At 72.1% G+C, this 23,349-nt stretch carries 24 protein-coding genes; 15 read left to right on the plus strand and 9 right to left on the minus strand.

Annotated elements, in window-relative coordinates; genetic code table 11:
- Positions 1-74: 74 nt before the first annotated feature.
- Entirely contained in the window at positions 75-344 is a 270-nt protein-coding gene (locus ACFWPS_RS23205; protein ID WP_089103003.1) for a hypothetical protein, read from the plus strand.
- A 23-nt stretch (positions 345-367) separates the two neighbouring features.
- Here ACFWPS_RS23205 and ACFWPS_RS23210 read toward each other — a convergent pair whose 3' ends face one another.
- The 4 genes from ACFWPS_RS23210 to hmgA form a co-directional block, all read right to left on the minus strand.
- Complete coding sequence (locus ACFWPS_RS23210; protein ID WP_383708002.1) at positions 368-1,558, minus strand: CaiB/BaiF CoA transferase family protein; 1,191 nt, start codon at positions 1,556-1,558, stop codon at positions 368-370.
- 65 nt (positions 1,559-1,623) lie between these two features.
- Entirely contained in the window at positions 1,624-2,784 is a 1,161-nt protein-coding gene (locus ACFWPS_RS23215; protein WP_383708004.1) for a type ISP restriction/modification enzyme, read from the minus strand.
- 12 nt (positions 2,785-2,796) lie between these two features.
- Positions 2,797-3,546, minus strand: coding sequence for a GntR family transcriptional regulator (locus tag ACFWPS_RS23220; protein ID WP_383708006.1), 750 nt, complete (start codon positions 3,544-3,546; stop codon positions 2,797-2,799).
- Between the two features lie 26 nt (positions 3,547-3,572).
- Positions 3,573-4,928 carry a homogentisate 1,2-dioxygenase gene (hmgA, locus tag ACFWPS_RS23225; RefSeq protein ID WP_383708008.1) on the minus strand — a complete coding sequence of 452 codons (1,356 nt, stop codon included), beginning with the start codon at positions 4,926-4,928 and terminating at the stop codon, positions 3,573-3,575.
- Positions 4,929-5,094: 166 nt separating this feature from the next.
- On the opposite strand from hmgA, the gene ACFWPS_RS23230 reads away from it, so the two are divergent.
- The 9 genes from ACFWPS_RS23230 (at position 5,095) to ACFWPS_RS23270 (ending at position 16,241) form a co-directional block, all read left to right on the plus strand.
- On the plus strand, positions 5,095-5,712 hold the full coding sequence (locus ACFWPS_RS23230) for a hypothetical protein (RefSeq protein ID WP_383708010.1): 618 nt from the start codon (positions 5,095-5,097) through the stop codon (positions 5,710-5,712).
- A 64-nt stretch (positions 5,713-5,776) separates the two neighbouring features.
- Positions 5,777-6,394 carry a TetR family transcriptional regulator gene (locus tag ACFWPS_RS23235; RefSeq protein WP_383708012.1) on the plus strand — a complete coding sequence of 206 codons (618 nt, stop codon included), beginning with the start codon at positions 5,777-5,779 and terminating at the stop codon, positions 6,392-6,394.
- 169 nt (positions 6,395-6,563) lie between these two features.
- Positions 6,564-8,807 carry a molybdopterin oxidoreductase family protein gene (locus ACFWPS_RS23240; RefSeq protein ID WP_383708014.1) on the plus strand — a complete coding sequence of 748 codons (2,244 nt, stop codon included), beginning with the start codon at positions 6,564-6,566 and terminating at the stop codon, positions 8,805-8,807.
- A gap of 121 nt (positions 8,808-8,928) precedes the next feature.
- Positions 8,929-10,344, plus strand: coding sequence for a CitMHS family transporter (locus ACFWPS_RS23245; RefSeq protein WP_383708016.1), 1,416 nt, complete (start codon positions 8,929-8,931; stop codon positions 10,342-10,344).
- A gap of 37 nt (positions 10,345-10,381) precedes the next feature.
- Positions 10,382-11,662, plus strand: coding sequence for an MFS transporter (locus tag ACFWPS_RS23250; protein ID WP_383708018.1), 1,281 nt, complete (start codon positions 10,382-10,384; stop codon positions 11,660-11,662).
- Positions 11,663-11,783: 121 nt separating this feature from the next.
- On the plus strand, positions 11,784-13,124 hold the full coding sequence (locus ACFWPS_RS23255) for an ABC transporter ATP-binding protein (protein WP_383708020.1): 1,341 nt from the start codon (positions 11,784-11,786) through the stop codon (positions 13,122-13,124).
- A gap of 52 nt (positions 13,125-13,176) precedes the next feature.
- Positions 13,177-13,629, plus strand: a complete 453-nt coding sequence (locus ACFWPS_RS23260) for a DUF3574 domain-containing protein (protein ID WP_383708022.1) — start codon at positions 13,177-13,179, stop codon at positions 13,627-13,629.
- A 121-nt stretch (positions 13,630-13,750) separates the two neighbouring features.
- A complete protein-coding gene (locus ACFWPS_RS23265; protein ID WP_383708024.1) occupies positions 13,751-15,139 on the plus strand; it encodes an aldehyde dehydrogenase family protein in 1,389 nt (462 codons plus the stop codon).
- 13 nt (positions 15,140-15,152) lie between these two features.
- Complete coding sequence (locus ACFWPS_RS23270) at positions 15,153-16,241, plus strand: Zn-dependent alcohol dehydrogenase (RefSeq protein WP_383708026.1); 1,089 nt, start codon at positions 15,153-15,155, stop codon at positions 16,239-16,241.
- A gap of 7 nt (positions 16,242-16,248) precedes the next feature.
- On the opposite strand, the gene ACFWPS_RS23275 is transcribed toward ACFWPS_RS23270, so the two are convergent.
- Both ACFWPS_RS23275 and ACFWPS_RS23280 read right to left on the minus strand, forming a co-directional pair.
- The gene (locus ACFWPS_RS23275; protein ID WP_383708028.1) at positions 16,249-17,193 is read right to left on the minus strand and encodes a DMT family transporter; all 945 of its coding nucleotides are present in this window, start codon (positions 17,191-17,193) and stop codon (positions 16,249-16,251) included.
- A gap of 85 nt (positions 17,194-17,278) precedes the next feature.
- Positions 17,279-18,049, minus strand: a complete 771-nt coding sequence (locus ACFWPS_RS23280) for a TetR/AcrR family transcriptional regulator (RefSeq protein WP_383708030.1) — start codon at positions 18,047-18,049, stop codon at positions 17,279-17,281.
- A 95-nt stretch (positions 18,050-18,144) separates the two neighbouring features.
- On the opposite strand from ACFWPS_RS23280, the gene ACFWPS_RS23285 reads away from it, so the two are divergent.
- Complete coding sequence (locus ACFWPS_RS23285; RefSeq protein ID WP_383708032.1) at positions 18,145-18,531, plus strand: VOC family protein; 387 nt, start codon at positions 18,145-18,147, stop codon at positions 18,529-18,531.
- Between the two features lie 14 nt (positions 18,532-18,545).
- Here the strand turns inward: ACFWPS_RS23285 and ACFWPS_RS23290 are convergent, their stop codons facing one another.
- Positions 18,546-19,205 carry a TetR/AcrR family transcriptional regulator gene (locus ACFWPS_RS23290; RefSeq protein WP_383708034.1) on the minus strand — a complete coding sequence of 220 codons (660 nt, stop codon included), beginning with the start codon at positions 19,203-19,205 and terminating at the stop codon, positions 18,546-18,548.
- Between the two features lie 60 nt (positions 19,206-19,265).
- Here ACFWPS_RS23290 and ACFWPS_RS23295 point away from each other — a divergent pair, with 60 nt between their 5' ends.
- The 3 genes from ACFWPS_RS23295 (at position 19,266) to ACFWPS_RS23305 (ending at position 21,479) form a co-directional block, all read left to right on the plus strand.
- Positions 19,266-20,417 carry an acyl-CoA dehydrogenase family protein gene (locus tag ACFWPS_RS23295; RefSeq protein WP_383708123.1) on the plus strand — a complete coding sequence of 384 codons (1,152 nt, stop codon included), beginning with the start codon at positions 19,266-19,268 and terminating at the stop codon, positions 20,415-20,417.
- Positions 20,418-20,476: 59 nt separating this feature from the next.
- On the plus strand, positions 20,477-20,764 hold the full coding sequence (locus ACFWPS_RS23300; protein ID WP_093504975.1) for a YiaA/YiaB family inner membrane protein: 288 nt from the start codon (positions 20,477-20,479) through the stop codon (positions 20,762-20,764).
- A 91-nt stretch (positions 20,765-20,855) separates the two neighbouring features.
- Positions 20,856-21,479 carry a TetR/AcrR family transcriptional regulator gene (locus tag ACFWPS_RS23305; protein WP_383708036.1) on the plus strand — a complete coding sequence of 208 codons (624 nt, stop codon included), beginning with the start codon at positions 20,856-20,858 and terminating at the stop codon, positions 21,477-21,479.
- Between the two features lie 31 nt (positions 21,480-21,510).
- On the opposite strand, the gene ACFWPS_RS23310 is transcribed toward ACFWPS_RS23305, so the two are convergent.
- A complete protein-coding gene (locus ACFWPS_RS23310) occupies positions 21,511-21,972 on the minus strand; it encodes a MaoC family dehydratase (RefSeq protein WP_383708124.1) in 462 nt (153 codons plus the stop codon).
- Between the two features lie 121 nt (positions 21,973-22,093).
- On the opposite strand from ACFWPS_RS23310, the gene soxR reads away from it, so the two are divergent.
- Positions 22,094-22,564, plus strand: coding sequence for a redox-sensitive transcriptional activator SoxR (gene soxR, locus ACFWPS_RS23315; RefSeq protein ID WP_383708038.1), 471 nt, complete (start codon positions 22,094-22,096; stop codon positions 22,562-22,564).
- Positions 22,565-22,575: 11 nt separating this feature from the next.
- Here soxR and ACFWPS_RS23320 read toward each other — a convergent pair whose 3' ends face one another.
- The gene (locus tag ACFWPS_RS23320) at positions 22,576-23,295 is read right to left on the minus strand and encodes a 3-keto-5-aminohexanoate cleavage protein (protein WP_383708040.1); all 720 of its coding nucleotides are present in this window, start codon (positions 23,293-23,295) and stop codon (positions 22,576-22,578) included.
- Between the last annotated feature and the right edge of the window lie 54 nt (positions 23,296-23,349).

The raw sequence follows: 23,349 nt of genomic DNA on the forward strand, positions 1-23,349 counted from the left end.
ATACACGAGTGCCCCATCGGGGCGATAGGGTTACCCTGCCCGGGCCGGGTGGACTCGTACGGGTGGGGAGTGACATGGATCAGATAACACGCAGCAGGGCGAGGGTTCCTGCGATCACCTGCGGGAGTGGCGCGACCAGTTCGCGCCTCGACCGCCATCTGTCGGTGCTGGCGGGTCCCGCCATACCGCAGCAGCAGGCGGTCGAGGCGACCTCGCTGATGCGTGAGCTGACCGCGCGTGAACCCGCGCAGCGCAGCGACCGGGTCGCACGGGTCAGCCGTGTCTCGCTCTTCGCACCGCTGCGTCGGCTGCGCCGCTCGCTGTTCGGCGGCAACAAGCACTGACCGTCTGACCGTCAGGCTCGCGCTCAGGCCGCCACACCGTCCCGGCGCAGCGCTGTGATCTCGGCGTCCGTCATCCCCACGGCACGCAGCAGCGCATCGGTGTGCTGCCCGAGCGCGGGCACGTCCCCCATCCGCGCCTCGTCCCCGCCCGGCAGCGTGATGGGCGGCAGCAACGCACGCAGCGGCCCGACCGGCGACCCCACTTCCCGCCACCGCTCCCGGGCCGCCAGCTGCGGATGCCCGGCCAGTTCACGCAGATCCCGCAGCCGCGCGCACGCGATGCCCGCGGCCTCCAGCCGTGCCAGCGCCTCGTCGGCGTCGAGCGCCTTCAGGGCCGTCCCGACCAGTTCGTCGGTCCGTGCCCGGTTCGCCACCCGCGCCGCGTTCGTCGCGAACACCGGATCCGCCCCCAACTCCGGCAGTCCGAGCACCTGTTCGGCAAGCCGTCGCCACTCCCTGTCGTTCTGCACGGAGAGCAGCACCCGCCCGCCGTCCGCGGTCGGATAGGCGTCGTAGGGCGCGATCACGGCATGCGCCAGACCGGTGCGTTCCGGCGGTGTCCCGCCGTGGATGGTGTGGTGCAGCGGATGCCCGAGCCACTCCGCCAGCGCCTCCAGCATCGACACCTCCACCGGCCCGCCCCTGCCGGTGGTCCCGCGCCGCACCAGTGCCGCGAGGACGCCCGAGAAGGCGTACATGGCCGCCGCGATGTCCGCCGCCGGGATCCCGGCCTTCACGGGCTGCTCCGGCGTCCCGGTGACCGACACCAGGCCCGCCTCGCACTGCACGAGCATGTCGTACGCGCGTTTGCCGGCGTACGGCCCCGAAGCCCCGTATCCGGAGATGTCGACGGCGACCAGCCGGGGGTGTGCGGCGCACAGCGTGGCCGCGTCGAGGCCGAGCCTGGACGCGGCACCGTGGGCCAGGTTCTGCACGAACACGTCCGCGTCCGCGATCAGCCGCCGTACGGCGTCCAGGCCGCGCGGGTCCTTCAGGTCCAGCGCGATGGACTCCTTGCCGCGGTTGCACCACACGAAGTGCGAGGCGAGGCCGTGGGCGGCGGTGTCGTAGCCGCGGGCGAAGTCGCCGCCGGCGGTGCGTTCGACTTTGATGACGCGGGCGCCGAGGTCCGCGAGCTGGCGGGTGGCGAAGGGGGCGGCCACCGCCTGTTCGACGGCTACCACGGTGATGCCTTCGAGGGGCAAGGGGTCCATGAGCGCCGTCCTTGTCTGCGGGTGGGTGGGGGCTTGTCGCGCAGTTCCCCGCGCCCCTGAGTCAGTCACATCAGCGTCAGTTGACCGGCCGGGCCTTCTTCGATGTGCTCCAGGACCGACGCTGGTCTGCGGGACGTCTCCGGGGCTGGGAGTACGCCCGCTGCCGTCAGGTCCCCGACGGTGATCTGTGCCCTGACCTCGAACTCGGTCTGCCGGGCCCGTACGTCTGCCAGCAGGGCCAGGACCGTGATCAGTTCCAGTAGTTCCGAGGTCCAGGACTGGGGCCAGGACGGCGGGGTGATCGCCGCCAGGGTTCCGGGTTCCGCCGTCTCCGTCGTTCGTGCCGCGAACCACGCCTCCAGGACCCGTACCTCGCCCGTCCTGAAGCCCCATGCCTCCGGCGGTACCGGGGAGATGCGGCCCTCGTCGAGGTGGAGGGTCTCCTCCTCGGCGTCGTAGAGGACCGTGAGGGGGCGGGAGGGCAGCGGGGACCGGACGTAGGGGCGGCGGCCGCCCGGGAGTTTGGGGCGGTCGCCGTCCCGGCGCAGCAGCCACAGGGCCCGGTGGCCCAGCTCCACGCCCCGGGCCCAGAGGTCGGGGTCCTCGGTGAGCGGGACGGTGCGGTCCGGGCGGATCGCGGTCAGGGCCCAGGCCAGGACGTCCGGCGGGGTGACGTCCCGGCCCAGCCGGTCGGCCAGGTACGCCGGCAGTCCCGGTGCCAGGTTCGGCTCCGCGCCGCCCGGGCGGCGGTACAGCGGGCGGATGCGGCCCGCGCGCAGGGTGGGGAGGAGGGAGGTCGCCAGCAGGGGCAGCGGCGTCCCCTCCGCCGATTCCACCGCGAAGACCTGGTGGGCGTCGGCCACCCGCCAGAGCTCCGGGCGGGCCGCGTCGATCAGGCGGTGGTCCGGGATCAGCCACTGTTCGTCGAAGGGGGCGGCCAGGACGCGGACCGGGTCCGGGCAGGGGCCCGACGCGTCGGCGAGCGGTTCGGTGCCGCTGGGCTGGCCGGGGAGCTGGGCGACCGCGGAGTGGACCGTGCGGGAGCGGGTCGGCTCGAACAGGGTCTCGCGGTCGGGGCCCTCGGCCTTGAGGAGGGCGTCCCAGCGGGCCTTCAGGGTCGCCGGGGCGGGGGCCGTCGGCCACCCCCGGCCGAGCCGTAGTGGTGCGACGGACCACGGCATGAGGTCCGCCAGCAGCGGAGCGTCGTCGTGCGTCACGCCCGGCATCGTACGACGAGTTCAGGTGGCGTCGAGGGTGACCGTGAAGGAGAAACGGTCGCCCCGGTAGTGGATGACCGCCAGGTCCAGCACCCGGCCGGCGGTGTCGTAGGTGACGCCCGTGTAGTGCAGGATCGGGCTGAGGAGGGGGACCTGGAGCAGCCGGGCGGTCTCCGGGTCGGCCAGGCGGGCCTGCACCGTGTCCGTGATGCGGCTGATGTCCGCGCCGACGAGGTCGCGGAGCACCTTGGTCATGGGACGGCGGGCGAGGTCCTCCGGGTCGATGCGCTCGGCCAGTTCGGGGCGGACGTGGTTGCGGGCGTGGTTGGTGGGCTCGCCGGTCTGCTCGTCACTGCGCAGGCGGTGGTACGCCGCCACCTCGGCGAGGTCCGGGAAGTAGTCGGTGAGTTCGCCGGTCACGGGCACCGTGCCGTGGTCCAGCAGCTCCGCCGTCATCCCGGACTGCTGGGCCACGATCGCGTCCACCGAGCCGAGCAGCCGTACCGGGGTGCCCCGGCGGGCGTCCGGGTCGATGAAGGTGCCGCGGCGGCGGTGCCGGCTGATCAGGCCCTCGTCCTCCAGCTCCTTCAGCGCCTGCCGCATGGTCAGCACGCTCACGCCGTAGTGCTCCGCGAGCTGTTCCTCGGTGGGCAGCCGGAGCGGGTCCCGGGGCGAGCGGCCGAGTATCGAGGCGCGCAGCGACTGCGACACCTGGTACCAGAGCGGCAGCTTGCGGTTGAGGACGATCGAGTCCGGGGCGAAGGAGGTCACAGGTCATCCGTACCGGTGAGGGATCTTCATTGCAAGGGACGGAAGTGGCGTTCCAGGCCCTGCCAGACGTCGTCGTAGCGCTGCTGGAGGTGTCCGGCGGTGGCCGCCTGCGGGGTGAGCGTCACCGGCCAGCGGGTCTCGAACATGAACGCGAGGCCGTCGTCCACCTTCTGGGGCTTCAACTCGGCCGCACTCGCCCGGTCGAACGTCTCCCGGTCCGGGCCGTGCGCCGACATCATGTTGTGCAGCGACCCGCCGCCCGGCACGAAGCCCTCGGCCTTCGCGTCGTACGCGCCCTCGACGAGCCCCATGTACTCGCTCATCACGTTCCGGTGGAAGTACGGCGGCCGGAAGGTGTTCTCGCCCACCAGCCAGCGCGGCGCGAATACCACGAAGTCCACGCCGGCCAGGCCGGGGGTGTCGGACGGAGACGTCAGCACCGTGAAGATCGACGGGTCGGGGTGGTCGTACGAGATGGTGCCGATCACATTGAAACGGCGCAGATCGTAGGCGTAGGGCACATGTGTGCCGTGCCAGGCGACCACGTCCAGCGGGGAGTGGTCATATGTGGCGGTCCACAGGTTGCCGCAGAACTTGTTGACCACCTCCACCGGGCCCTCCACGTCCTCGTAGGCGGCGACGGGGGCCAGGAAATCCCGGGCGTTGGCGAGGCCGTTGGCGCCGATCGGGCCGAGGTCGGGGAGGCGGAAGGGTGAGCCGTAGTTCTCGCACACATAACCCCGGGCCGTGGCCTCCAGCAGCTCCACACGGAAGCGGACCCCACGGGGGATCAGCGCCACATGTCCCGGCTCCACATGCAGCAGGCCGAACTCCGTACACAGCAGCAGTCCGCCGCGCTCCGGGACGATGAGCAGCTCGCCGTCCGCGTCGGAGAAGACCCGTTCCATGGAGGTGTCGGCGTGGTAGAGGTGCACGGCCATGCCGGTGCGCTGGGTCGCGTCGCCGTTGCCGCCCAGGGTCCACAGGCCGGCCAGGAAGTCCGTGCCGGGCGGCGGCTCCGGCGGGGGGTTCCAGCGCAGCCGGTTCGGGTCCGGGGCGACGTCCGTGAAGGGGGCGGTGCGCAGCCCGCCGTTGCCGGCGGTGCGGGTGAACGCCGGGTGGGCGGCCGAGGGGCGGATCCGGTACAGCCAGGAGCGGCGGTTGTGGGCCCGCGGCTCGGTGAAGGCCGTACCGCTGAGCTGCTCCGCGTACAGGCCGAGGGGGGCGCGCTGCGGGGAGTTGCGGCCCTCGGGCAGGGCGCCCGGCACCGCCTCCGAGGAGTGCTCGTTGCCGAACCCCGAGAGGTACGACAGCCCCTCGGCGGTCTTTCGCGCCTCCCCGCGCTCGAACGCGCCCGCGCGGGAGATGCCCCCATCGCTCATGATCGCTCCCTGAACCCGCTGTACCCGTGTGCCATCGATTCCTATGTATCACCGTAGGATTGCGCGGGGGCGGGTGCAAGAGGGCCGGGATCATCCCAGCGGGGTATGGCGAGAACCCGACTTCAGGGGGATCCGGTCTGCGGCGCGCTGTTCTACGCTCCCGGGCATGTCGTGGACGCGTGGACTGCCGGGTGCGCTCGCGGTCTGCGTGCTGCTGCTGGTCGCGGCGGCGGGGTGCGGGACCGGGGAGGCGCACGGGCGGGGGGCGGGGTCGCCCTCACCGGTGGGCAAGATCCTCGACGACACGGACGAGAGCGGCCGCCACTACCGCGAGCTGGACAAGAAGCAGGCGCCCCAGGTGGGCACGGTGGTCACGCCCGACTCGGCCGGCGGCTGGGACGTCCGGCTCGACGTGCACCGCTTCCGCTTCTCCCCGGCGGGCACCGCGGCGAAGGCGGTCGTCGGCCGCGGCCTCGCCTACCTCTTCGTGGACGGCGGCCTGGTGACGCGGCTGCGCACCTTCGCGTACCACCTGCCTGCCGGCCTCGTCCCGCACGGCACCCACCACATCACCGCCCGGCTCTACGCGGACGACGGCACGGTATGGGCCGTGCACGGCAAGCCGGTGGAGAGCACGGCGGACGTCACGGCGTCGGGCGCGGAGACGGCGTCACCGTCGGCGTCAGGGGCCGCGCCCACCGCCCCCACCGCCGCCTCGGCCTCCGCCCGCACCGCCGCCTCGGCCTCCGCCGGCAGCGCCGCGAGCAGCCCGGACGCCGGATGAGTGCATGGGCCATCCGTCCGCGTACTGGGGGGCGAGGTTCACCTGATCCCGGCGGAAAGGCATCATGAAGCCCGTGCCCCCAGCGACATCGCTTCGCAAAGCGCCCGTGCAGCGCCGCAGCGCCGAACGGCTGACCAGGATTCTCGACGCCTGTGCCGATCTCCTCGACGAGGTGGGCTACGACGAACTGAGCACCCGGGCCGTCGCGGTGCGCGCCGGGGTGCCCATCGGCTCGGTCTACCGCTTCTTCGGCAACAAGCGGCAGATGGCCGACGCCCTCGCCCAGCGCAACCTGGAGCGCTACTCCGAGCGCGTCACCGAGCGGCTGAAGGACACGCCGAAGGGTGACTGGCGGACGGCGACGGACGCCGTGCTCGACGAGTACCTGGCCATGAAACGCACCGCCCCAGGCTTCTCCCTCGTCGACTTCGGCAACCAGATCCCGGTCGGCGCCCGCGACGCGGAGCCGAACCACCGGGTGGCCGACCGGCTGACCGACCTGCTGGCGGCGTACGTCGGCCGCGCCCCCGACGAGGCGCTGCGCCGCACGTTCCTGGTGGCGGTGGAGACGGCCGACGCCCTGGTCCACCTGTCCTTCCGGATGGTCCCGGAGGGCGACGAGAAGATCATCACGGAGACGCGGGAGCTGCTGCGGGCTTATCTGGCCCGCGTTCTGGACTGACGGCTGGACAGCGCCCCTGAAAGGGGCGCGGGGCTGTATCGATATGCGGCTCCGCCGCGTGGGCGCGATCAGCCCCCACGCACCCGCACTCGAAGCACTGCAGGACTCCCCTCCCGACATACCGAGCGGTATGCTCGCCCCGGGTTACACGACTCCCGGGAGGCCCCCCATGCCCCGCACCGCCCTCCGTATCTGCCCCCTGTGCGAGGCCACCTGCGGCCTGACCCTCACCATCGACGGCACCCGCGTCACCGGCGCCCGCGGTGACCGCGACGACGTGTTCAGCAAGGGGTTCATCTGCCCGAAGGGCGCCTCCTTCGGTGCGGTCGACGGTGACCCCGACCGGCTGCGTACCCCCCTGGTCCGCAGGGACGGCGAACTGCGCGAGGCCACCTGGGCGGAGGCCTTCGACGCGGTGGCGGCCGGGGTGCGGGGTGTCGTCGAGCGCTACGGCCCGGACTCTGTCGGTGTGGTCCTCGGCAACCCCAACGTGCACACCGTGGCCGGCGGCCTCTACCCGCAGGTCCTGCTCGGCGCCCTCGGCACCCGCAGCGTCTTCACCGCGTCCACGGTCGACCAGATGCCCAAGCACGTCTCCAGCGGACTGCTCTTCGGCGACGCCAACGCGATACCGGTGCCCGACCTGGACCACACCGCCCACCTCCTCCTCATCGGCGCCAACCCCCTGGAGTCCAACGGCAGTCTGTGCACCGCCCCCGACTTCCCCGGCAAGCTCAAGGCGCTCAAGGCCCGCGGCGGCACCCTCACCGTCATCGACCCGCGCCGCACCCGCACCGCCAGGCTCGCCGACCGGCACATCGCCATCCGGCCCGGCGCCGACGCCCTGCTGCTCGCCGCGATGGCCCAAGTCCTCTTCGAGGAGGGCCTGGTGGACCTCGGCCACCTCGCCCCGCACATCGACGGACTCGACGAACTCCGCGCCGAGCTAGGTGACTTCACGCCGGACGCGGTCGCCGACGCCTGTGACGTGGACGCCGGGACGATCCGTGTCCTCGCGCGTGAACTCGCCGCCGCGCCGACTGCCGCCGTGTACGGCCGTATCGGCAGCTGCACCGTCCCGCACGGCACCCTCGCCAGCTGGCTCGTCGACGTCCTCAACATCCTCACCGGCAACCTCGACCGGCCCGGGGGCGCGCTCTTCCCCCAGGCCGCCACCGACCGGACCCCGCGCCCTGCCGGACCCGGCCGGGGCTTCGCGCTCGGGCGCTGGCACTCCCGGGTGAGCCAACACCCCGAGGCCAAGGGCGAGTTGCCGCTCTCCGCGCTCGCCGAGGAGATCGACACCGCCACGGCGGAGGGCGAGCCGATCCGGGCGCTCATCGCCGTCGCCACCAACCCGGTGCTCTCCGCGCCCGACGGCGACCGCCTCGACAAGGCCCTGGACTCCCTCGACTTCATGGTCAGCGTCGACCCCTACCTCAACGAGACCGCACGCCACGCCGACGTCGTGCTGCCCCCGCCGCCGCCCTCGCAGAGCCCGCACCACGACTTCGCCTTCAACACCCTCGCCGTACGCAACCAGGTCCGCTACTCCCGCCCCGCCGTCCCGCTGGAACCCGGCAGGATGGCGGAGACCGAGATCCTGGCCCGCCTGATCCTCGCGGCCGGCGGCATGCACGGCGCCGAACCGTCCGCCGTGGACGACATGGTCATCGGCCAGACCCTGGGCAAGGCGGTCAGGGAGACCCACTCGCCCGTGCACGGCCGGGACCCGCAGGAACTCGCCGCCCGGCTCACCGGGGACACCGGTCCCGAGCGCCGGCTCGACCTGATGCTGCGCCTCGGCCCCTACGGCGACGGCTTCGGCGCACGGCCCGACGGCCTCACCCTGGAGCAGTTGCTCGCCCACCCGCACGGAATCGACCTCGGGCCCCTCACGTCCCGCCTCCCGCAGCCGCTGAAGACCGGGAGCGGCAAGGTCGAACTGCTGCCGCAGCCGATCGCCGACGACCTGCCCCGGCTGCGTACGGCCCTCGCGGGCCGCCCCGCCGGTCTGGTCCTCGTCGGCCGCCGCCACCTGCGCTCCAACAACAGCTGGATGCACAACGTGCCCGCCCTCACCGGCGGCACCAACCGCTGCACCCTGCACATCCACCCCGAGGACGCCGAACGGCTCGGCGTGCGCGACGGCGCCGACGTACGCGTCAAGGGCGCCGGCGGCGAGGTGGTCGCCCCCGCCGAGGTCACCGACGGCGTCCGGCCGGGTGTCGTCAGCCTCCCGCACGGCTGGGGCCACAACCGCCCCGGCACCCGGCTCAACCACGCCGCCACCGCCCCCGGCGTCAACGTCAACCAGCTCCTCGACGGCAGCCTGCTCGACCCGCTGTCCGGCAACGCCGTCCTCAACGGCATCCCCATCGAGGTGACCGCCGAAGTGACCGCAACCCCGTGACCTGGACTTTCGCGCTTATTGCTCGCGTGTCAACGTCTTGTTAACGACGTTTGACGCGACCTAACGTCGTCGCACCGCCGGCCCTGGTGGGAGTTCAAGGGCGAACGTTAGGTATCCACTCATGCTGACCATCCTCGGCTTCGCCATGATCGCGACCTTCCTGGTCCTGATCATGCTGAAGAAGATGTCGCCGATCGCGGCGCTCGTGCTGATCCCCGCGCTGTTCTGCGTGGCCGTCGGCAAGGGCGCCCACCTCGGCGACTACGTCATCGACGGCGTCACCGGCCTCGCGCCCACCGCGGCGATGCTCATGTTCGCGATCGTCTACTTCGGGGTGATGATCGACGTCGGCCTCTTCGACCCGGTCGTCAAGGGGATCCTGAGGTTCTGCAAGGCCGACCCGCTGCGGATCGTCGTCGGTACGGCCGTACTCGCCGCGATCGTCTCGCTCGACGGCGACGGCTCCACCACCTTCATGATCACCGTCTCGGCGATGTACCCGCTGTACAAGCGCCTGAAGATGAGCATGGTCGTGATGACCGGTGTCGCCGCGATGGCCAACGGCGTGATGAACACCCTGCCCTGGGGCGGCCCCACCGCCCGCGCCGCGACCGCGCTCAAGCTGGACGCGAGCGACATCTTCGTGCCGATGATCCCGGCACTGGCCATGGGCCTGCTGTTCGTCTTCGCCCTCGCCTACGTCCTCGGCCGCCGCGAGCGCAGACGGCTCGGCGTGCTGACCCTGGACCAGGTGCTGGTGGAGGAGCCCCGCACGGAGACCGCCCTGGTCGGTGCCGGTGCCGGTGCCGGTGCCGGAACCGGCAAGGGTGCTCGGAGCGCCGGTGGCTCCGGTACCGGCGGCGCGGACCTGCCCGACGGGCCGGAGGCCGACGGTTTCCAGGGCCTCGACCCGCACCGCGAGACCCTGCGCCCCAAGCTGTACTGGTTCAACGCGCTGCTCACGGTCGTCCTGCTCACCGCCATGATCATGGAGTGGCTGCCGATCCCGGTGCTGTTCCTGCTCGGCGCGGCCCTGGCGCTGACCGTCAACTTCCCCCGGATGCCGGCCCAGCGGGCCCGGATCGCCGCGCACGCCGAGAACGCCCTCAACGTCTCCGGAATGGTCTTCGCCGCCGCCGTCTTCACCGGCGTCCTCCAGGGCACCGGCATGGTCGACCACATGGCCGAGTGGCTGGTCGGCAACATCCCCGACGGCATGGGCCCGCACATGGCCCTCGTCACCGGCGTGCTGAGCATCCCGCTCACGTACTTCATGTCGAACGACGGTTTCTACTTCGGCATCCTCCCGGTGCTCGCCGAGGCCGGCCAGGCCCACGGCGTCTCCGCCGTTGAGATCGCCCGCGCCTCGATCGTCGGCCAGCCGCTGCACATGTCCAGCCCGCTCGTCCCCGCCGTCTACGTCCTGGTCGGCATGGCCAAGGTCGAGTTCGGCGACCACACGCGATTCGTCGTGAAGTGGGCTGCGGTGACATCGGTGGTGGTGCTCGGGGCAGGAATCCTGTTCGGGACTATGTGACATACCACTGTGTGACATACCACTGGGAGGTTTCACCATGACGCCCGGCAGGAACCGCGGCTGGCTGCTCCGTCTGGTCATCGCCTTCGGCTTCGCGCAGGGGGCGGTGTCGATGGCCCGGCCCGCCGTCTCCTACCGGGCGCTCGCCCTCGGCGCCGACGAACGGGCCATCGGCGTCATCGCGGGTGTCTACGCCCTGCTCCCGCTCTTCGTCGCCGTACCGCTCGGCCGCCGTACCGACCACGGCCGCTGCGCACCCCTGCTGCCCGTCGGCGTCGTACTGATATCCGGCGGCTGCGCGCTCAGCGGACTCGCCGGCTCCCTCTGGACGATGGCCCTGTGGAGCGGGGTGATGGGCCTCGGCCACCTTTGCTTCGTGATCGGCGCGCAGTCCCTGGTGGCCCGCCAGTCGGCCCCGCACGAACAGGACCGCAACTTCGGCCACTTCACCATCGGGGCGTCGCTCGGCCAGCTGGTCGGGCCGATCGCGGCCGGCGCGCTGATCGGCGGCCCGGACATGGCGGGCACGAGTGCGCTCGCGCTCGTGGTGGCGGGTGCCGGGGCGGCGATCGCGTTCACCTCGCTGTGGCGCATCGAGGACCCTACGGCGGTCAAGTCCCGTACCGCGGAGGGGGACCGGGTGCCGGTGGGCCGCATCCTCCGCGCCCGGGGCGTCCCGGCCGGCATGCTGATCAGCCTCTCGGTGCTGTCCGCGACCGACATCCTGACCGCGTACCTTCCGGTGGTCGGCGAGCACCGGGGCATCTCCCCGGCCGTGATCGGCGTGCTGCTCAGTGTGCGGGCGGGGGCGACGATCGCCTGCCGGCTGGTGCTCACGCCGTTGCTGCGGCTGCTGGGGCGGCCGGTGCTGCTGACCGTCACCTGCTTCGTGGCGGCGGTGCTGTGTGCGGGGATCGCGCTGCCCGTGCCGGTCTGGGTGCTGGGTGTGATGCTGGCCGTCCTCGGCTTCTGTCTGGGGGTGGGGCAGCCGCTGTCCATGACGACGCTGGTGCAGGCCGCGCCGGACGGGGCGCGGTCGACCGCGCTGGCGCTGCGGTTGACCGGGAACCGGCTGGGGCAGGTGGCTGCGCCGGCCGCGGCGGGGTTGGTGGCCGGGGTTGCCGGGGTCGCGGCGCCGTTCGTGATGCTGGGGGCGTTGTTGCTGGTGTCCTCGGGGGTGGCTCTGCGGTCGCCGGGGAGGTCGGAAGGGGCGCCCAGTGGGGTGGGGGCGACTGCCGGATTGCGGCTGCTGCGCCGTCGGGGCCTGTCGCGCCCACGCGGCGGCAGCCGCAAATCCACTGCAGCCCCGCGCCCCTGACGGGGCTCTGCTCACCCGACCCCTTCCTGAGTATTCGGGTACACGTCTTCCCCCTCCCGCACACATTCCGTTAACTTCCGTGACGCACAGGCCCGAACGACAGCCCCCGGGGGCGACAGCCATGACACGCGCCATCTCTCTGCACAACGTGAGCAAGGCCTTCGCGCGGGGCGTCCGCGTGGTGGACGGGTTGTCGCTGGACATCGCCCCCGGCGAGTTCCTCGTGCTGCTCGGGCCGTCCGGTTGCGGCAAGTCGACCGTGCTGAGAATGATCGCGGGCCTGGAGGAGGTCGACGAGGGCGAGTTGTTGCTCGACGGCGCGTACGCCAACGACCTGCTGCCGTCCGACCGGGACATCGCGATGGTCTTCCAGAACTTCGCCCTCTACCCGACCATGACCGGCCGCGACAACATCGGCTTCCCGCTCCGTCTGGAGGCACCCGGCGCCGACCCGCGCCCGCGCGTGGACGCCACCGCCCGCATGCTGGGCATCGAGGACCTCCTCGACCGCTTCCCCAGCCAGCTCTCCGGCGGCGAGCGCCAGCGGGTGGCGATGGGGCGGGCCATCGCCCGGCATCCGTCGGCGTTCCTGATGGACGAGCCGCTCTCCAACCTCGACGCCAAGCTCCGCAATCACTTACGCACCGAAATCTCGCTCCTGACAAGGGAGTTGGGCGTCACCACGGTCTACGTCACGCACGACCAGGCCGAGGCCATGTCCCTCGGTGACCGGGTCGCCGTGCTGCGCGGCGGAGTCCTCCAGCAGGTCGACACCCCTCGTGCGGTCTACGCCCTGCCCCGCAACGTCTTCGTCGCCGCCTTCATCGGCACCCCGCGCATCAACCTCCTGCGCGGGGTGATCCGCGCCCCGCTCGACGGCGCGATGACGGTCCACCTCGGCAAACAGGCCCTGCCCCTGCCCGAACCCCTGTGTCTGGACCACCGGTTGCTGCGGGTGCAGCAGGGCCGTGAGGTGATCGTCGGGCTGCGTTCGGAGGCGGTGCGGATAGCCAGGCACTCCGCCGCCCGGCCCGGGGAGGTGCCGCTCACCGGCCTGGTGGAGCATGTCGAGTTCCAGGGGCACGAGGTCCTCGTCCACTTCGACACCGGTTCCCGGCCCGCCGTCGTACCGGAGCTGGAGGCCCCGCGCCCGGCCGCCCGGCCGGGCCGGCGCCGGCGGCGGGAGGCGGTGACGGTGCTGGACCGGCTGCGGGACCGGGCGACTTCGAAGCGGGCGGGACGGGTCGTCGTACTGGAGAATCCGGCGGATGCCGAGCCCGAGCCCGCACCCCCGGAGGGGCGGCTCCCCGGCGACCTGGTCGTGCGCACCACGCCGGACATCCGGCTCCGGCACGGCATGCAGATCCCGCTCCTGGTCGACCTTGCCCACCTGTTCGTCTTCGACCAGTACGGCGAACGGATCAGCCCGTCCCCGGCGCGGCTGCCGGACCTGGACGAGTGAAAACGGCCGGGAAAGCGGGACCGGGACCGGTCCAAGCCCCTAGGAAGGGGGCATGCGCACTCATTCCCTCCGTAACCGGTCGGCCCTCGCCGTGGCCGGGATCCTGCTCGCCGGTGCTCCGACCGCCTACACGGCACTGGCCGACGACCACACCGTCGTCGTGCCGGCACGCGGCAAGCCGTACATCGAGACCCAGCTGCTCTTCGGCACCGCCCGCCCGGGCGGCGGACCCGCTGTGACCGACCGGCAGTTCACGGCCTTCGTCGACAAGGAGGTCACCCCGGACTTCCCCGACGGGCTCACCGTGCAGAACGGTCGCGGGCAGTGGCGGGACGCGCACGGGACGATCGAGAAGGAGCGGTCGTACGAGCTGATCCTGCTCTATCCGGAGTCGGCGGCGAAGGGCAGCGACCGGAAGATCGAGGAGATCCGGCGGGCCTACGAGAAGGCCTTCGCGCAGGAGAGCGTGGGCAGGGTGGACGAACACGCCCAGGTCGACTTCTGACGGTCCGGTTCCGGCGGCTCGGAGCGTGTCCCGTGGCGTGTCCCGGGGTACGCCTGGCGCGCTAAAACTATCGCCGCTAGTTTGTGACTCGGACGACACAGCCCCGCCGGGAGGAAGCAGCATGAAGGCACATGACGGCCTGTACATCGACGGCGCCTGGCGCGCCGCCGAGAGCCGGGACGTGATCGAGGTCGTGAACCCGGTCGACGAGCAGGTCGTCGGCCGGGTCCCGGCGGGCGGCGCACTGGACGTCGACACCGCCGTGCGCGCCGCCCGTGCCGCCCTCCCGGCCTGGGGTGCCACCCCGCCCGCCGAGCGGGCCGCCCGGCTCGCTGCCCTGCGTGATGTGCTCGTGGCCCGGAAGGACGAGATCGCCGAGACGGTCACCGCCGAGCTGGGCTCCCCGCTCCAGTTCTCCCAGGCGGTCCATGCGAGTGTGCCGATCGCGGTCGCGGGCTCGTACGCCGAACTGGCGGCCACCCACCCCTTCGAGGAGAGGGTCGGCAACTCCACCGTCCACCAGGAGCCGGTGGGTGTGGTCGGCGCGATCACGCCCTGGAACTACCCGCTGCACCAGATCGTCGCCAAGGCCGCCCCGGCTCTCGCGGCCGGCTGCACGGTCGTGCTGAAACCCGCCGAGAACACCCCGCTCACCGCCCAGCTGTTCGCGGAGGCGGTGCACGAAGCGGGTTTCCCCGCCGGTGTGTTCAACCTGGTCACCGGCCTCGGTCCGATCGCCGGGCAGGCCCTCGCCGAGCACCCGGGCGTCGACCTGGTCTCCTTCACCGGCTCCACGGCCGTGGGCAGGCAGATCGGCGCGGTGGCCGGCGCGGCGGTGAAGAAGGTCGCCCTCGAACTGGGCGGCAAGTCCGCGAACGTCATCCTCCCGAGCGCCGACCTCGCCAGGGCCGTCAACGTCGGCGTGGCCAACGTGATGTCCAACTCCGGCCAGACGTGCAGCGCCTGGACCCGGATGCTGGTGCACGCCGACCAGTACGAGGAGGCGGTGGCGCTGGCGGCCACGGCGGCCGCCAAGTACGGCGAGCGGATCGGGCCGGTCGTCAGCGCCAGGCAGCAGGCCAGGGTGCGTGGTTACATCGAGAAGGGCATCGCGGAGGGCGCGCGGCTGGTCGCCGGCGGTCTCGAATCCCCGCGCGAGCAGGGGTACTTCGTCAGCCCGACGGTCTTCGCCGACGTGACCCCCGAGATGACGATCGCCCAGGAGGAGATCTTCGGCCCGGTCCTGTCGATCCTGCGTTACGAGGACGAGGACGACGCCCTGCGCATCGCCAACGGCACGGTCTACGGGCTCGCGGGCGCCGTCTGGGCCGGGGACGAGGCGGAGGCGGTGGCCTTCGCCCGGCGGATGGAGACCGGCCAGGTCGACATCAACGGCGGCCGGTTCAACCCTCGTGCCCCGTTCGGCGGTTACAAGCAGTCGGGCGTCGGGCGGGAGCTTGGCGCGCACGGCCTCGCCGAGTACCTCCAGACCAAGTCCCTGCAGTTCTGAGGAGGTTGCTCCGATGACTCGTACGGTCCGAGCCGCTGTGCTGCCCGCCGTGGGCGCCCCGCTGGCGGTCACCGAGATCGAACTCCCGGACCCCGGCCCCGGCCAGGTCCGGATCCGGCTCGCCGCCGCCGGCGTCTGCCACTCCGACCTCTCCCTGTCCGACGGCACCATGCGGGTGCCGGTCCCGGCGGTCCTCGGCCACGAGGGCGCGGGCACCGTGGCGGCCGTGGGGGAGGGGGTCACCCGGCTGTCGCCCGGCGACCCGGTCGTCCTCAACTGGGCGCCCTCCTGCGGAAGCTGCCACGCCTGCACGCTCGGCGAGGTCTGGCTGTGCGCCAACGCGCTGAACGGCTCCGCCGACGTCTACGCCCGCACGGCGGACGGCACCGACCTGCACCCCGGCCTGAACGTGGCGGCCTTCGCCGAGGAGACCGTGGTCGCCGAATCCTGCGTCCTCCCGCTCCCCGCGGACATCCCGCTCACCGACGCGGCCCTGCTCGGCTGCGCGGTCCTCACCGGGTACGGCGCCGTGCACCACTCGGCGCGGGTCCGGCAGGGCGAGTCGGTGGCGGTGTTCGGCGTCGGCGGGGTGGGCCTGGCCACCGTCCAGGCGGCCCGGATCGCGGGCGCGTCCAGGATCATCGCCGTGGACGTCTCGGCGGAGAAGGAAGGCCTCGCGCGCGCCGCAGGCGCCACGGACTACGTCGTCGCCTCCGACACCACGCCCCGTGCGATCCGCGCCCTCACCGGCAAGCAGGGCGTCGACGTCGCCGTGGAGTGCGTGGGCCGCGCGGTCAGCATCCGCGCGGCCTGGGAGTCCACCCGCCGGGGCGGCCGTACGACGGTGGTCGGCATCGGCGCCAGGACCGAACAGGTCACTTTCAACGCCCTGGAGCTCTTCCACTGGGGCCGCACCCTCTCCGGCTGTGTCTACGGCAACTCGGACCCGGCCCGCGACCTGCCGTTGCTCGCCGAACACGTCCGGGCGGGCCGCCTGGACCTGACCGCACTGGTGACGGAGCGGATCGCGCTGGAGGACATCCCGGTCGCCTTCGAGAACATGCTGGCGGGCAAGGGCGGCCGGGCGCTGGTCGTCTTCTGACCGGCCGTCACGGCACCTGTTCGGAGCGGGGTTCCCCGGCCGCCGCCACGGTCCGGGGAGCGCGCGTCCGCGCCCGGGACCGGGACACCGCCACACCGGCCAGGCACAGCGCCCCGCCCGCCAGGGTGACAGGACCGGGCACCTCGCCGAGGGCCAGCCACGACATCAGCACCACCAGCGCCGGCACGGCGTACGTCGTCGCGCCCATCCGGCTCGCGGTGGTGCGGGCGAGGGCGTACGCCCAGGTCGTGAAGGCGAGCGCGGTCGGGAAGACACCGAGATAGACCATGTTGAGGGTGGCGGACAGGGGTGCGTCGGCGGCCTGGCGCACCAACTGCCCGGCGAACGGCAGACAGGCGGCGGCGCCGACGAGGCACCCGTACGTCGTGGCCTGGAGTGCGCTCGCCCGGGACAGTACGGGCTTCTGGGAGACGACACCGGCGGCGTAGGCGACCGCCGCGAGCAGGCACAGCACCACGCCCAGCACCGAGGAGCCGCCTCCGCCGGCCATCGAAAGGCCCACGGTCACGGCGCCCGCGAACGACACCGCCATCCCCGCGAGCAGCCGGGGCGGCATGGGATCACCGAGCAGCCGGGATCCGAGCAGGGCGATCAGCAGGGGGCCGACGTTCACCACGAGGGCCGCCGTCCCCGCGTCCACCTGCTGCTCGCCCCAGTTGAGGGCGACCATGTAGAAGCCGAACCACAGCACGCCGGATATCGCGATGCCGCGCCAGGCGGACCTGGGCGGCGGCGGTACCCGCCGCACCACACAGATGAGCCCGAGCGCGAGCGCCCCGGCCGACATCCGCCCGAGCGCGAGCGCCCCCGGCGAGTAGGCCGCCCCGGCGCTGCGGATCGACACGAAGGCGGAGGCCCAGAGCACGACGGCGACACAGGCGGCAGCGGTCGGCAGAAGGTGCGGTCGGGCCGGGACGGCTTGGTTCGTCATACCGCCGAGGGTAGGGACGGGAACCGACCGGGCGCTGGCGGTTTTCGGACGGGTGGTCGGGGAGCGGGCCGGCGAGCGGCGGTCGCTACCGGGAACGGCTCTCGACGAGCCGGGTGAGGCCGTCCAGGACGCGCTCCAGCCCGAAGCGGAAGGCGTATTCGGGGTCGTACACGCCCTGGTGGGTCTCACCGGCGGCCTGTCCGACCCGGGCCGCGAGGGGGAACCGGGCGGGATCGAAGACCCTGGCCAGAAGGGGTGCGTTGGCGGCCCACCACTGTTCGTCGGACAGGGCGCTGTCGCGGGCGGCGGCCTGGTTGTCGAGGTCGGCGCGCGCCACGGACCGGACGAAGCCGAGCAGGAAGGTGAGGGCCGCGTCCATCTCGACGTCGTCGAGCCCGAGGCCGTCGAACGCGGCCAGTTCGTGTTCGTACTTGGCCATCAGGCCGGGGCCGAGCGGCGGGCGGGTGGTGGGCAGGGTCGCCACCCAGGGGTGGCGCCGGTACAGCTCGCGGTTCTCGCGTGCGACGGCCGCCACCCTCGTGCCCCAGGGGGCGTCGGCGTGATCGGTGCGCGGCATCCGGAGGTAGGCGGTGTCCAGCATGAGGTCGAGCAGCTCCGCCTTGCCCGGGACGTAGGTGTAGATCGTCATCGGCGTGACGCCCAGCCGCTGGGCGACGCTGCGCATGGTCAGGGTGTCCAGCCCACCGGAGTCGGCGAGTTCGATGGCGGCCCGGACGACGGCGTCGACCGTCAGCCCCTGCTTGGGGCCGCGCCGGGAGCCGCCCTTTCCGGGCTCGCGCCACAGCAGTTCCAGTGTGCGAGCGGGGTCGTCCGCACCGCTTCGTTCCTTGGCCATGCGCCCCATCTTTTCCGCGCAGGACTTCTGCCGCCACCTCCCACTCTGTACGATGTATAGAATACGGCGTACAGAGATAATTCCCAGGAGGAGCCATGAAGATCACTTCCACCGCCGTCTGCCTGACCGTCGACGACGTCCCCGCCTCCGCCGCGTTCCTGACCAGGCACTTCGGCTTCCAGGAGGCCATGGCCGCCGACGGCTTCGCCTCCCTGGTCCGCGAGGACACCGTCCAGGTGATCTTCCTGCGGCGCGGCACCGAGGTTCTGCCCGAGGGGGCGCGGGACCGGCCCGCCGCAGGTGTGATCACCGCGTTCACCGTGGCCGACCTGGACGCCGAGTACGAGCGGCTGCGGAGCGAGGGTGCCCCCATCACCATGCCGCTGCGCGAGGAGCCGTGGGGTGAGCGCCTCTTCCAGGTCACCGACCCGAACGGCGTGGTCCTCCAACTCGTCGCCTGGGCCGCCCCCGGCGGCCGGTGAGCCGGAAGCCGTTCTCAGGCGGTCGTCTCCGTCACCCGCGCGAACTGCTCGGCCAGCCCGTCCAGCAGTGCCCGCAGCCCCGTCTCGAAGGCCCGCTCGTCCACCTTCTCCTGCTGTTCCGCGAGCAGGTGGGCCTGGCCCAGATGCGGATAGTCGGCCGGGTCGTACGCGCTCGCGTCGTCCACGAAGCCCCCGGCGAACGACCCCAGCGCCGACCCCATGATGAAGTACCGCATCAGCGCCCCGATCGAAGTCGCCTGCGCCGGCGGCCACCCCGCGTCCACCATCGCGCCGTAGACCGCGTCGGCGAGCCGTAGTCCGGCCGGGCGGCGGCCGGGACCCCGGGCGAGGACCGGGACGATGTTCGGGTGGTCCCGCAGCGCCGTCCGGTACGACACCGCCCAGTCGTGCAGCGCGGTCCGCCAGTCCCGGTCGGCGTCCTGCCCGAGATCTTCGAACATCGACAGGTCGACCTGCGCGCTGACCGAGTCCGCGACCGCCTCCAGGATCTCGTCCTTGGTGCGGAAGTGGTTGTAGAGGGAGGGCCCGCTCACCCCCAGCTCGGCCGCGAGGCGGCGCGTGGAGACGGCCGCCAGTCCCTCCGTGTCCACGAGTTCCCGTGCCGCCAGGACGATCCGGTCGGTGCTGAGGAGGGGCTTGCGCGGTCGGGCCATGGCGCACATAGTAGGGCTGCACGAATAAACTAGCAGTGCTAATTTAAGGGTGATCGCATGGTGAACCTGGGGCTCAGCGAGGAGCAGACCGCCGTACGGCAGCTCGCCCGGGACTTCGTCGAACGCGAGATCACCCCCAACGTGATCGCCTGGGACCGCGCCGAGGAGGTCGACCGGGGGATCGTGAAGAAACTCGGCGAGGTCGGCTTCCTGGGTCTGACCGTCGACGAGGAGTACGGCGGCTCGGGCGGTGACCATCTCGCGTACTGCCTGGTGACCGAGGAACTCGGCCGCGGGGACTCCTCGGTCCGCGGGATCGTCTCCGTCTCCCTCGGGCTGGTGGCCAAGTCGGTCGCCGCCTGGGGTACCGAGGAGCAGAAACGGCGCTGGCTGCCGGGGCTCACCTCCGGCGGGTACGTCGGCTGCTTCGGCCTCACCGAACCCGGCACCGGCTCCGACGCGGGCAACCTCACCACCCGTGCCGTTCGCGAAGGCGACGACTACGTCGTCAACGGCACCAAGATGTTCATCACCAACGGCACCTGGGCCGACGTCGTCCTCCTCTTCGCCCGCTCCACCGACGCCCCCGGCCACAGGGGCGTCTCGGCCTTCCTCGTGCCGGCCGACAGTCCCGGCCTCACCCGCCGTCCCCTGCACGGCAAGCTCGGCCTGCGCGGCCAGGCCACCGCCGAACTCGTCCTGGAGGACGTCCGGGTCCCCGCCTCCGCGATGCTCGGCCCGGAGGGCAAGGGCTTCTCGGTCGCCATGTCGGCGCTCGCCAAGGGGCGGATGTCGGTCGCCGCCGGCTGTGTCGGGATAGCGCAGGCCGCGCTGGACGCGGCCGTGAAGTACGCGGGGGAGCGCGAGCAGTTCGGCACGCCGATCGCCGGGCACCAGCTCGTCCAGGAGCTGATCAGCGACATCGCCGTCGACGTGGACGCGGCCCGGCTGCTGACCTGGCGGGTCGCCGATCTGATCGACCGGGGGCTGCCGTTCGCCATCGAGTCCTCCAAGGCCAAGCTCTTCGCCTCCGAGGCCGCCGTGCGCGCCGCCAACAACGCCCTCCAGGTCTTCGGCGGCTACGGATACATCGACGAGTACCCGGCCGGCAAACTCCTGCGCGACGCCCGCGTGATGACCCTCTACGAGGGCACCAGCCAGATCCAGAAGCTGCTCATCGGGCGGGCCCTGACGGGCGTCTCGGCGTTCTGAGTACGTCCCTGAGTATCCGGGCGGATGTGGTGCGGGCCACGTCCGGCGATGCTCGAACCATGAGCGACACACCGGTCAGACACCAGAACACGGCCGCCTTCTACGGGCAGGCCGTCGCCTCCTTCGCCCTCGCCCTCACGGCGACCGCCATCGGCATCTTCCGGCTGCACGCCGACGCCTGGGTGCGCGGCTTCCTCGGCATCGCCGTGCTCTACCTCGTCACCTCCGCCTTCACACTCGCGAAGGTCGTCCGCGACCGCCAGGAGGCCGGACAGATCGTCAGCCGGGTCGACCAGGCCAGGCTGGAGAAGCTGCTCGCCGAGCACGACCCCTTCGAAAAGCTCTGACCCGCGGGAAAAGCTCTGAGCGGGCACACTAAGCGCTCGCTCAGCTTCGGCGGTATGGTGGAGCTCCGGTATCGAGAGGGGCGAGCAAGCGATGAGTACGGCGGAGGAGACGACCGGCGGCGAGGTCGAGCCGTGGGAAGAGGTCACCCCTGACGCGGCCCGGCGACTGCTGGTCGCCGCCGTGGAGGCCTTCGCCGAGCGCGGCTACCACGCCACCACCACCCGCGACATCGCCGGTCGCGCCGGCATGAGCCCCGCCGCGCTCTACATCCACTACAAGACCAAGGAAGAGCTGCTCCACCGGATCAGCCGCATCGGTCACGACAAGGCCCTGGAGATCCTCCAGACGGCCGCCCGGCGCGAGGGCACCGCCACCGAGCGGCTCGCCGACGCCGTGAGCTCCTTCGTCCGCTGGCACGCCGGGCGGCGCACCACCGCCCGGGTCGTGCAGTACGAGCTCGACGCCCTCGGCCCCGACGCCCGCGCCGAGATCCTCGACCTGCGCCGCCAGGTCGACGCCGAGGTGCGCGGGATCATCCGGGAGGGCGTCGCCTCCGGCGAGTTCGACGTCATCGACGTGCACGGCACCACCCTCGCGGTGCTGTCGCTGTCCATCGACGTCGCCCGCTGGTTCAACGTCAACGGCCCCCGGACCCCGGAGGAGGTCGGCGCGCTCTACGCCGACCTCGTGCTGCGGATGGTCGGGGCCAAGTAGCCGCGGGGCTGCTCAGCGGTGGTACCGGGACTCAGAGGTAGTACCGGGACACCGACTCCGCGACGCAGACCGGCTTGTCGCCGCCTTCGCGCTCCACGCTGAAGCCGACGGTCACCTGCACGCCGCCCGTGACGTCCTCCACGCCGGTGATCGTCGCGGTGGCGCGCAGCCGGGAGCCGACCGGGACGGGGGCGGGGAAACGGACCTTGTTGGTGCCGTAGTTCACACCCATCTTCACGCCCTCGACCTTGATCAGCTGGGGGCCGAAGAGCGGGAGCAGCGACAGGGTCAGATAGCCGTGCGCGATGGTCGTGCCGAACGGGCCGGCGGCCGCCTTCTCCGGGTCGACGTGGATCCACTGGTGGTCGCCGGTCGCGTCCGCGAACAGATCGATCCGCTTCTGGTCGACCTCCAGCCAGTCGGTGTGGCCCAGCTGCTCGCCCACGGCCGCCTTCAGCTCGTCGGGGGAGGTGAAGATCCTCGGTTCTGCCATGTTGCCGGCCCTCTCGCAGTCACGGGTCACGCGTGCATTGTCTAAGCAACTGCTTAGCATGGTCCGGTACGGGCCCCCTGTCAACGGACCGCGACCGGCACCGGTGGGTAGTCTCTGCGGGGTGCCGCAGATTCCCGAGAAGATCCAAGAGCTGAGCGTGGGCCAGTTGTCCGCGCGCAGCGGCGCCGCCGTCTCCGCACTGCACTTCTACGAGTCCAAGGGCCTCATCAGCAGTCGGCGGACCTCCGGCAACCAGCGCCGCTACACCCGCGACACGCTCCGCCGCGTCGCCTTCGTCCGGGCGGCACAGCGGGTCGGCATCCCCCTCGCGACGATCCGCGAGGCCCTCTCGGAACTCCCGGAGGAGCGCACGCCGACCCACGAGGACTGGGCCCGCCTCTCGGCGGCCTGGCGCACGGAACTGGACGAGCGGATCAGGCAGCTCAACCGCCTGCGCGACCATCTGACCGACTGCATCGGCTGCGGCTGTCTGTCCCTGGACACCTGTGTGCTGTCCAACCCGGACGACGCGTTCGGCGAACGGCGCGCGGGTTCCCGCCTGCTGCCGGAACGGGCGGAGTGCAAGCGGTAGGGGCGCGTCGGTCACGGCCCGTACTGGAGCAGTCCCTCGGCCACCAACCCGGCGTTGGAAAGCGCCCGTTCGCCGTCCGGCAGCAGCAGGGTGTCCTCCAGGCCGATGCGGGTCGCCAGGCCCAGCCGGCCCGCCAGCCGCAGTACCGGCCAGGTGCCGCCCTCCTCGCCGTGCAGGAGGACCGGCCGGCCGTGGGCCGTGCCCAGCTCTGCGAGGAGCGTTCGCGCCGACTGCTCGGCGGTGGCCGGGTCGGGGTCCGTCACCTCCGCCAGCACCCGGAGCACCTGTGGGCCCAGCGGTGAGGCCGCGAACCGCGCCGCCCCGTCCGTGCCGGACCAGATGCCCGCCTCCACGCCGATTCCCATGACCAGCAACTGCTCGGCGACCTCCTCGGCGCCCGGTTCGTGCCAGTTGACCGAGGCGAAGTCGGGAAGTACGGACCACGTGCCCACACGCTGCAGCCGCAGCGCCGGATCGGGTGCGGCCCAGGCGGCGGTGGTCACTCCGATCGGTACCCGCAGCCGCCGTGCGCGGAGCGCGTCCAGCGTCGGTTCGACCACGCGTGGCGACAGGCTCTCCCGTCCGCACGGGGTTCTCGGGTGCACATGGATCTCCGTGGCTCCGGCCGCGACCGCCTCGGCGGCGGAGTCCGCCAGCGCCGCCGGTGACAACGGCACGCCCGAGCCGTCGGCGCCGCTGCGGCGTCCGTTCAGACAGGCCTGTAGTTCCATGCTCCGATGATGCCGGGCGGCACTGACAACGGCCGGGTTCCCCGGCAGTTGGGG

Source organism: Streptomyces sp. NPDC058457, from assembly GCF_042720695.1.
Classification (GTDB): Bacteria; Actinomycetota; Actinomycetes; order Streptomycetales; family Streptomycetaceae; genus Streptomyces.

What these genes read in the sequence shown, in the direction of transcription:
- ACFWPS_RS23205 (WP_089103003.1), top strand. Translation starts at nt 75, where the DNA reads ATGGATCAGATAACACGCAGCAGGGCGAGGGTTCCTGCGATCACCTGC.
- ACFWPS_RS23210 (WP_383708002.1), bottom strand. Translation starts at nt 1,558, where the DNA reads ATGGACCCCTTGCCCCTCGAAGGCATCACCGTGGTAGCCGTCGAACAG.
- ACFWPS_RS23215 (WP_383708004.1), bottom strand. Translation starts at nt 2,784, where the DNA reads ATGCCGGGCGTGACGCACGACGACGCTCCGCTGCTGGCGGACCTCATG.
- hmgA (WP_383708008.1), bottom strand. Translation starts at nt 4,928, where the DNA reads ATGAGCGATGGGGGCATCTCCCGCGCGGGCGCGTTCGAGCGCGGGGAG.
- ACFWPS_RS23230 (WP_383708010.1), top strand. Translation starts at nt 5,095, where the DNA reads ATGTCGTGGACGCGTGGACTGCCGGGTGCGCTCGCGGTCTGCGTGCTG.
- ACFWPS_RS23235 (WP_383708012.1), top strand. Translation starts at nt 5,777, where the DNA reads ATGAAGCCCGTGCCCCCAGCGACATCGCTTCGCAAAGCGCCCGTGCAG.
- ACFWPS_RS23240 (WP_383708014.1), top strand. Translation starts at nt 6,564, where the DNA reads ATGCCCCGCACCGCCCTCCGTATCTGCCCCCTGTGCGAGGCCACCTGC.
- ACFWPS_RS23245 (WP_383708016.1), top strand. Translation starts at nt 8,929, where the DNA reads ATGCTGACCATCCTCGGCTTCGCCATGATCGCGACCTTCCTGGTCCTG.
- ACFWPS_RS23250 (WP_383708018.1), top strand. Translation starts at nt 10,382, where the DNA reads ATGACGCCCGGCAGGAACCGCGGCTGGCTGCTCCGTCTGGTCATCGCC.
- ACFWPS_RS23255 (WP_383708020.1), top strand. Translation starts at nt 11,784, where the DNA reads ATGACACGCGCCATCTCTCTGCACAACGTGAGCAAGGCCTTCGCGCGG.
- ACFWPS_RS23260 (WP_383708022.1), top strand. Translation starts at nt 13,177, where the DNA reads ATGCGCACTCATTCCCTCCGTAACCGGTCGGCCCTCGCCGTGGCCGGG.
- ACFWPS_RS23265 (WP_383708024.1), top strand. Translation starts at nt 13,751, where the DNA reads ATGAAGGCACATGACGGCCTGTACATCGACGGCGCCTGGCGCGCCGCC.
- ACFWPS_RS23270 (WP_383708026.1), top strand. Translation starts at nt 15,153, where the DNA reads ATGACTCGTACGGTCCGAGCCGCTGTGCTGCCCGCCGTGGGCGCCCCG.
- ACFWPS_RS23275 (WP_383708028.1), bottom strand. Translation starts at nt 17,193, where the DNA reads ATGACGAACCAAGCCGTCCCGGCCCGACCGCACCTTCTGCCGACCGCT.
- ACFWPS_RS23280 (WP_383708030.1), bottom strand. Translation starts at nt 18,049, where the DNA reads ATGGCCAAGGAACGAAGCGGTGCGGACGACCCCGCTCGCACACTGGAA.
- ACFWPS_RS23285 (WP_383708032.1), top strand. Translation starts at nt 18,145, where the DNA reads ATGAAGATCACTTCCACCGCCGTCTGCCTGACCGTCGACGACGTCCCC.
- ACFWPS_RS23290 (WP_383708034.1), bottom strand. Translation starts at nt 19,205, where the DNA reads ATGGCCCGACCGCGCAAGCCCCTCCTCAGCACCGACCGGATCGTCCTG.
- ACFWPS_RS23300 (WP_093504975.1), top strand. Translation starts at nt 20,477, where the DNA reads ATGAGCGACACACCGGTCAGACACCAGAACACGGCCGCCTTCTACGGG.
- ACFWPS_RS23305 (WP_383708036.1), top strand. Translation starts at nt 20,856, where the DNA reads ATGAGTACGGCGGAGGAGACGACCGGCGGCGAGGTCGAGCCGTGGGAA.
- ACFWPS_RS23310 (WP_383708124.1), bottom strand. Translation starts at nt 21,972, where the DNA reads ATGGCAGAACCGAGGATCTTCACCTCCCCCGACGAGCTGAAGGCGGCC.
- ACFWPS_RS23320 (WP_383708040.1), bottom strand. Translation starts at nt 23,295, where the DNA reads ATGGAACTACAGGCCTGTCTGAACGGACGCCGCAGCGGCGCCGACGGC.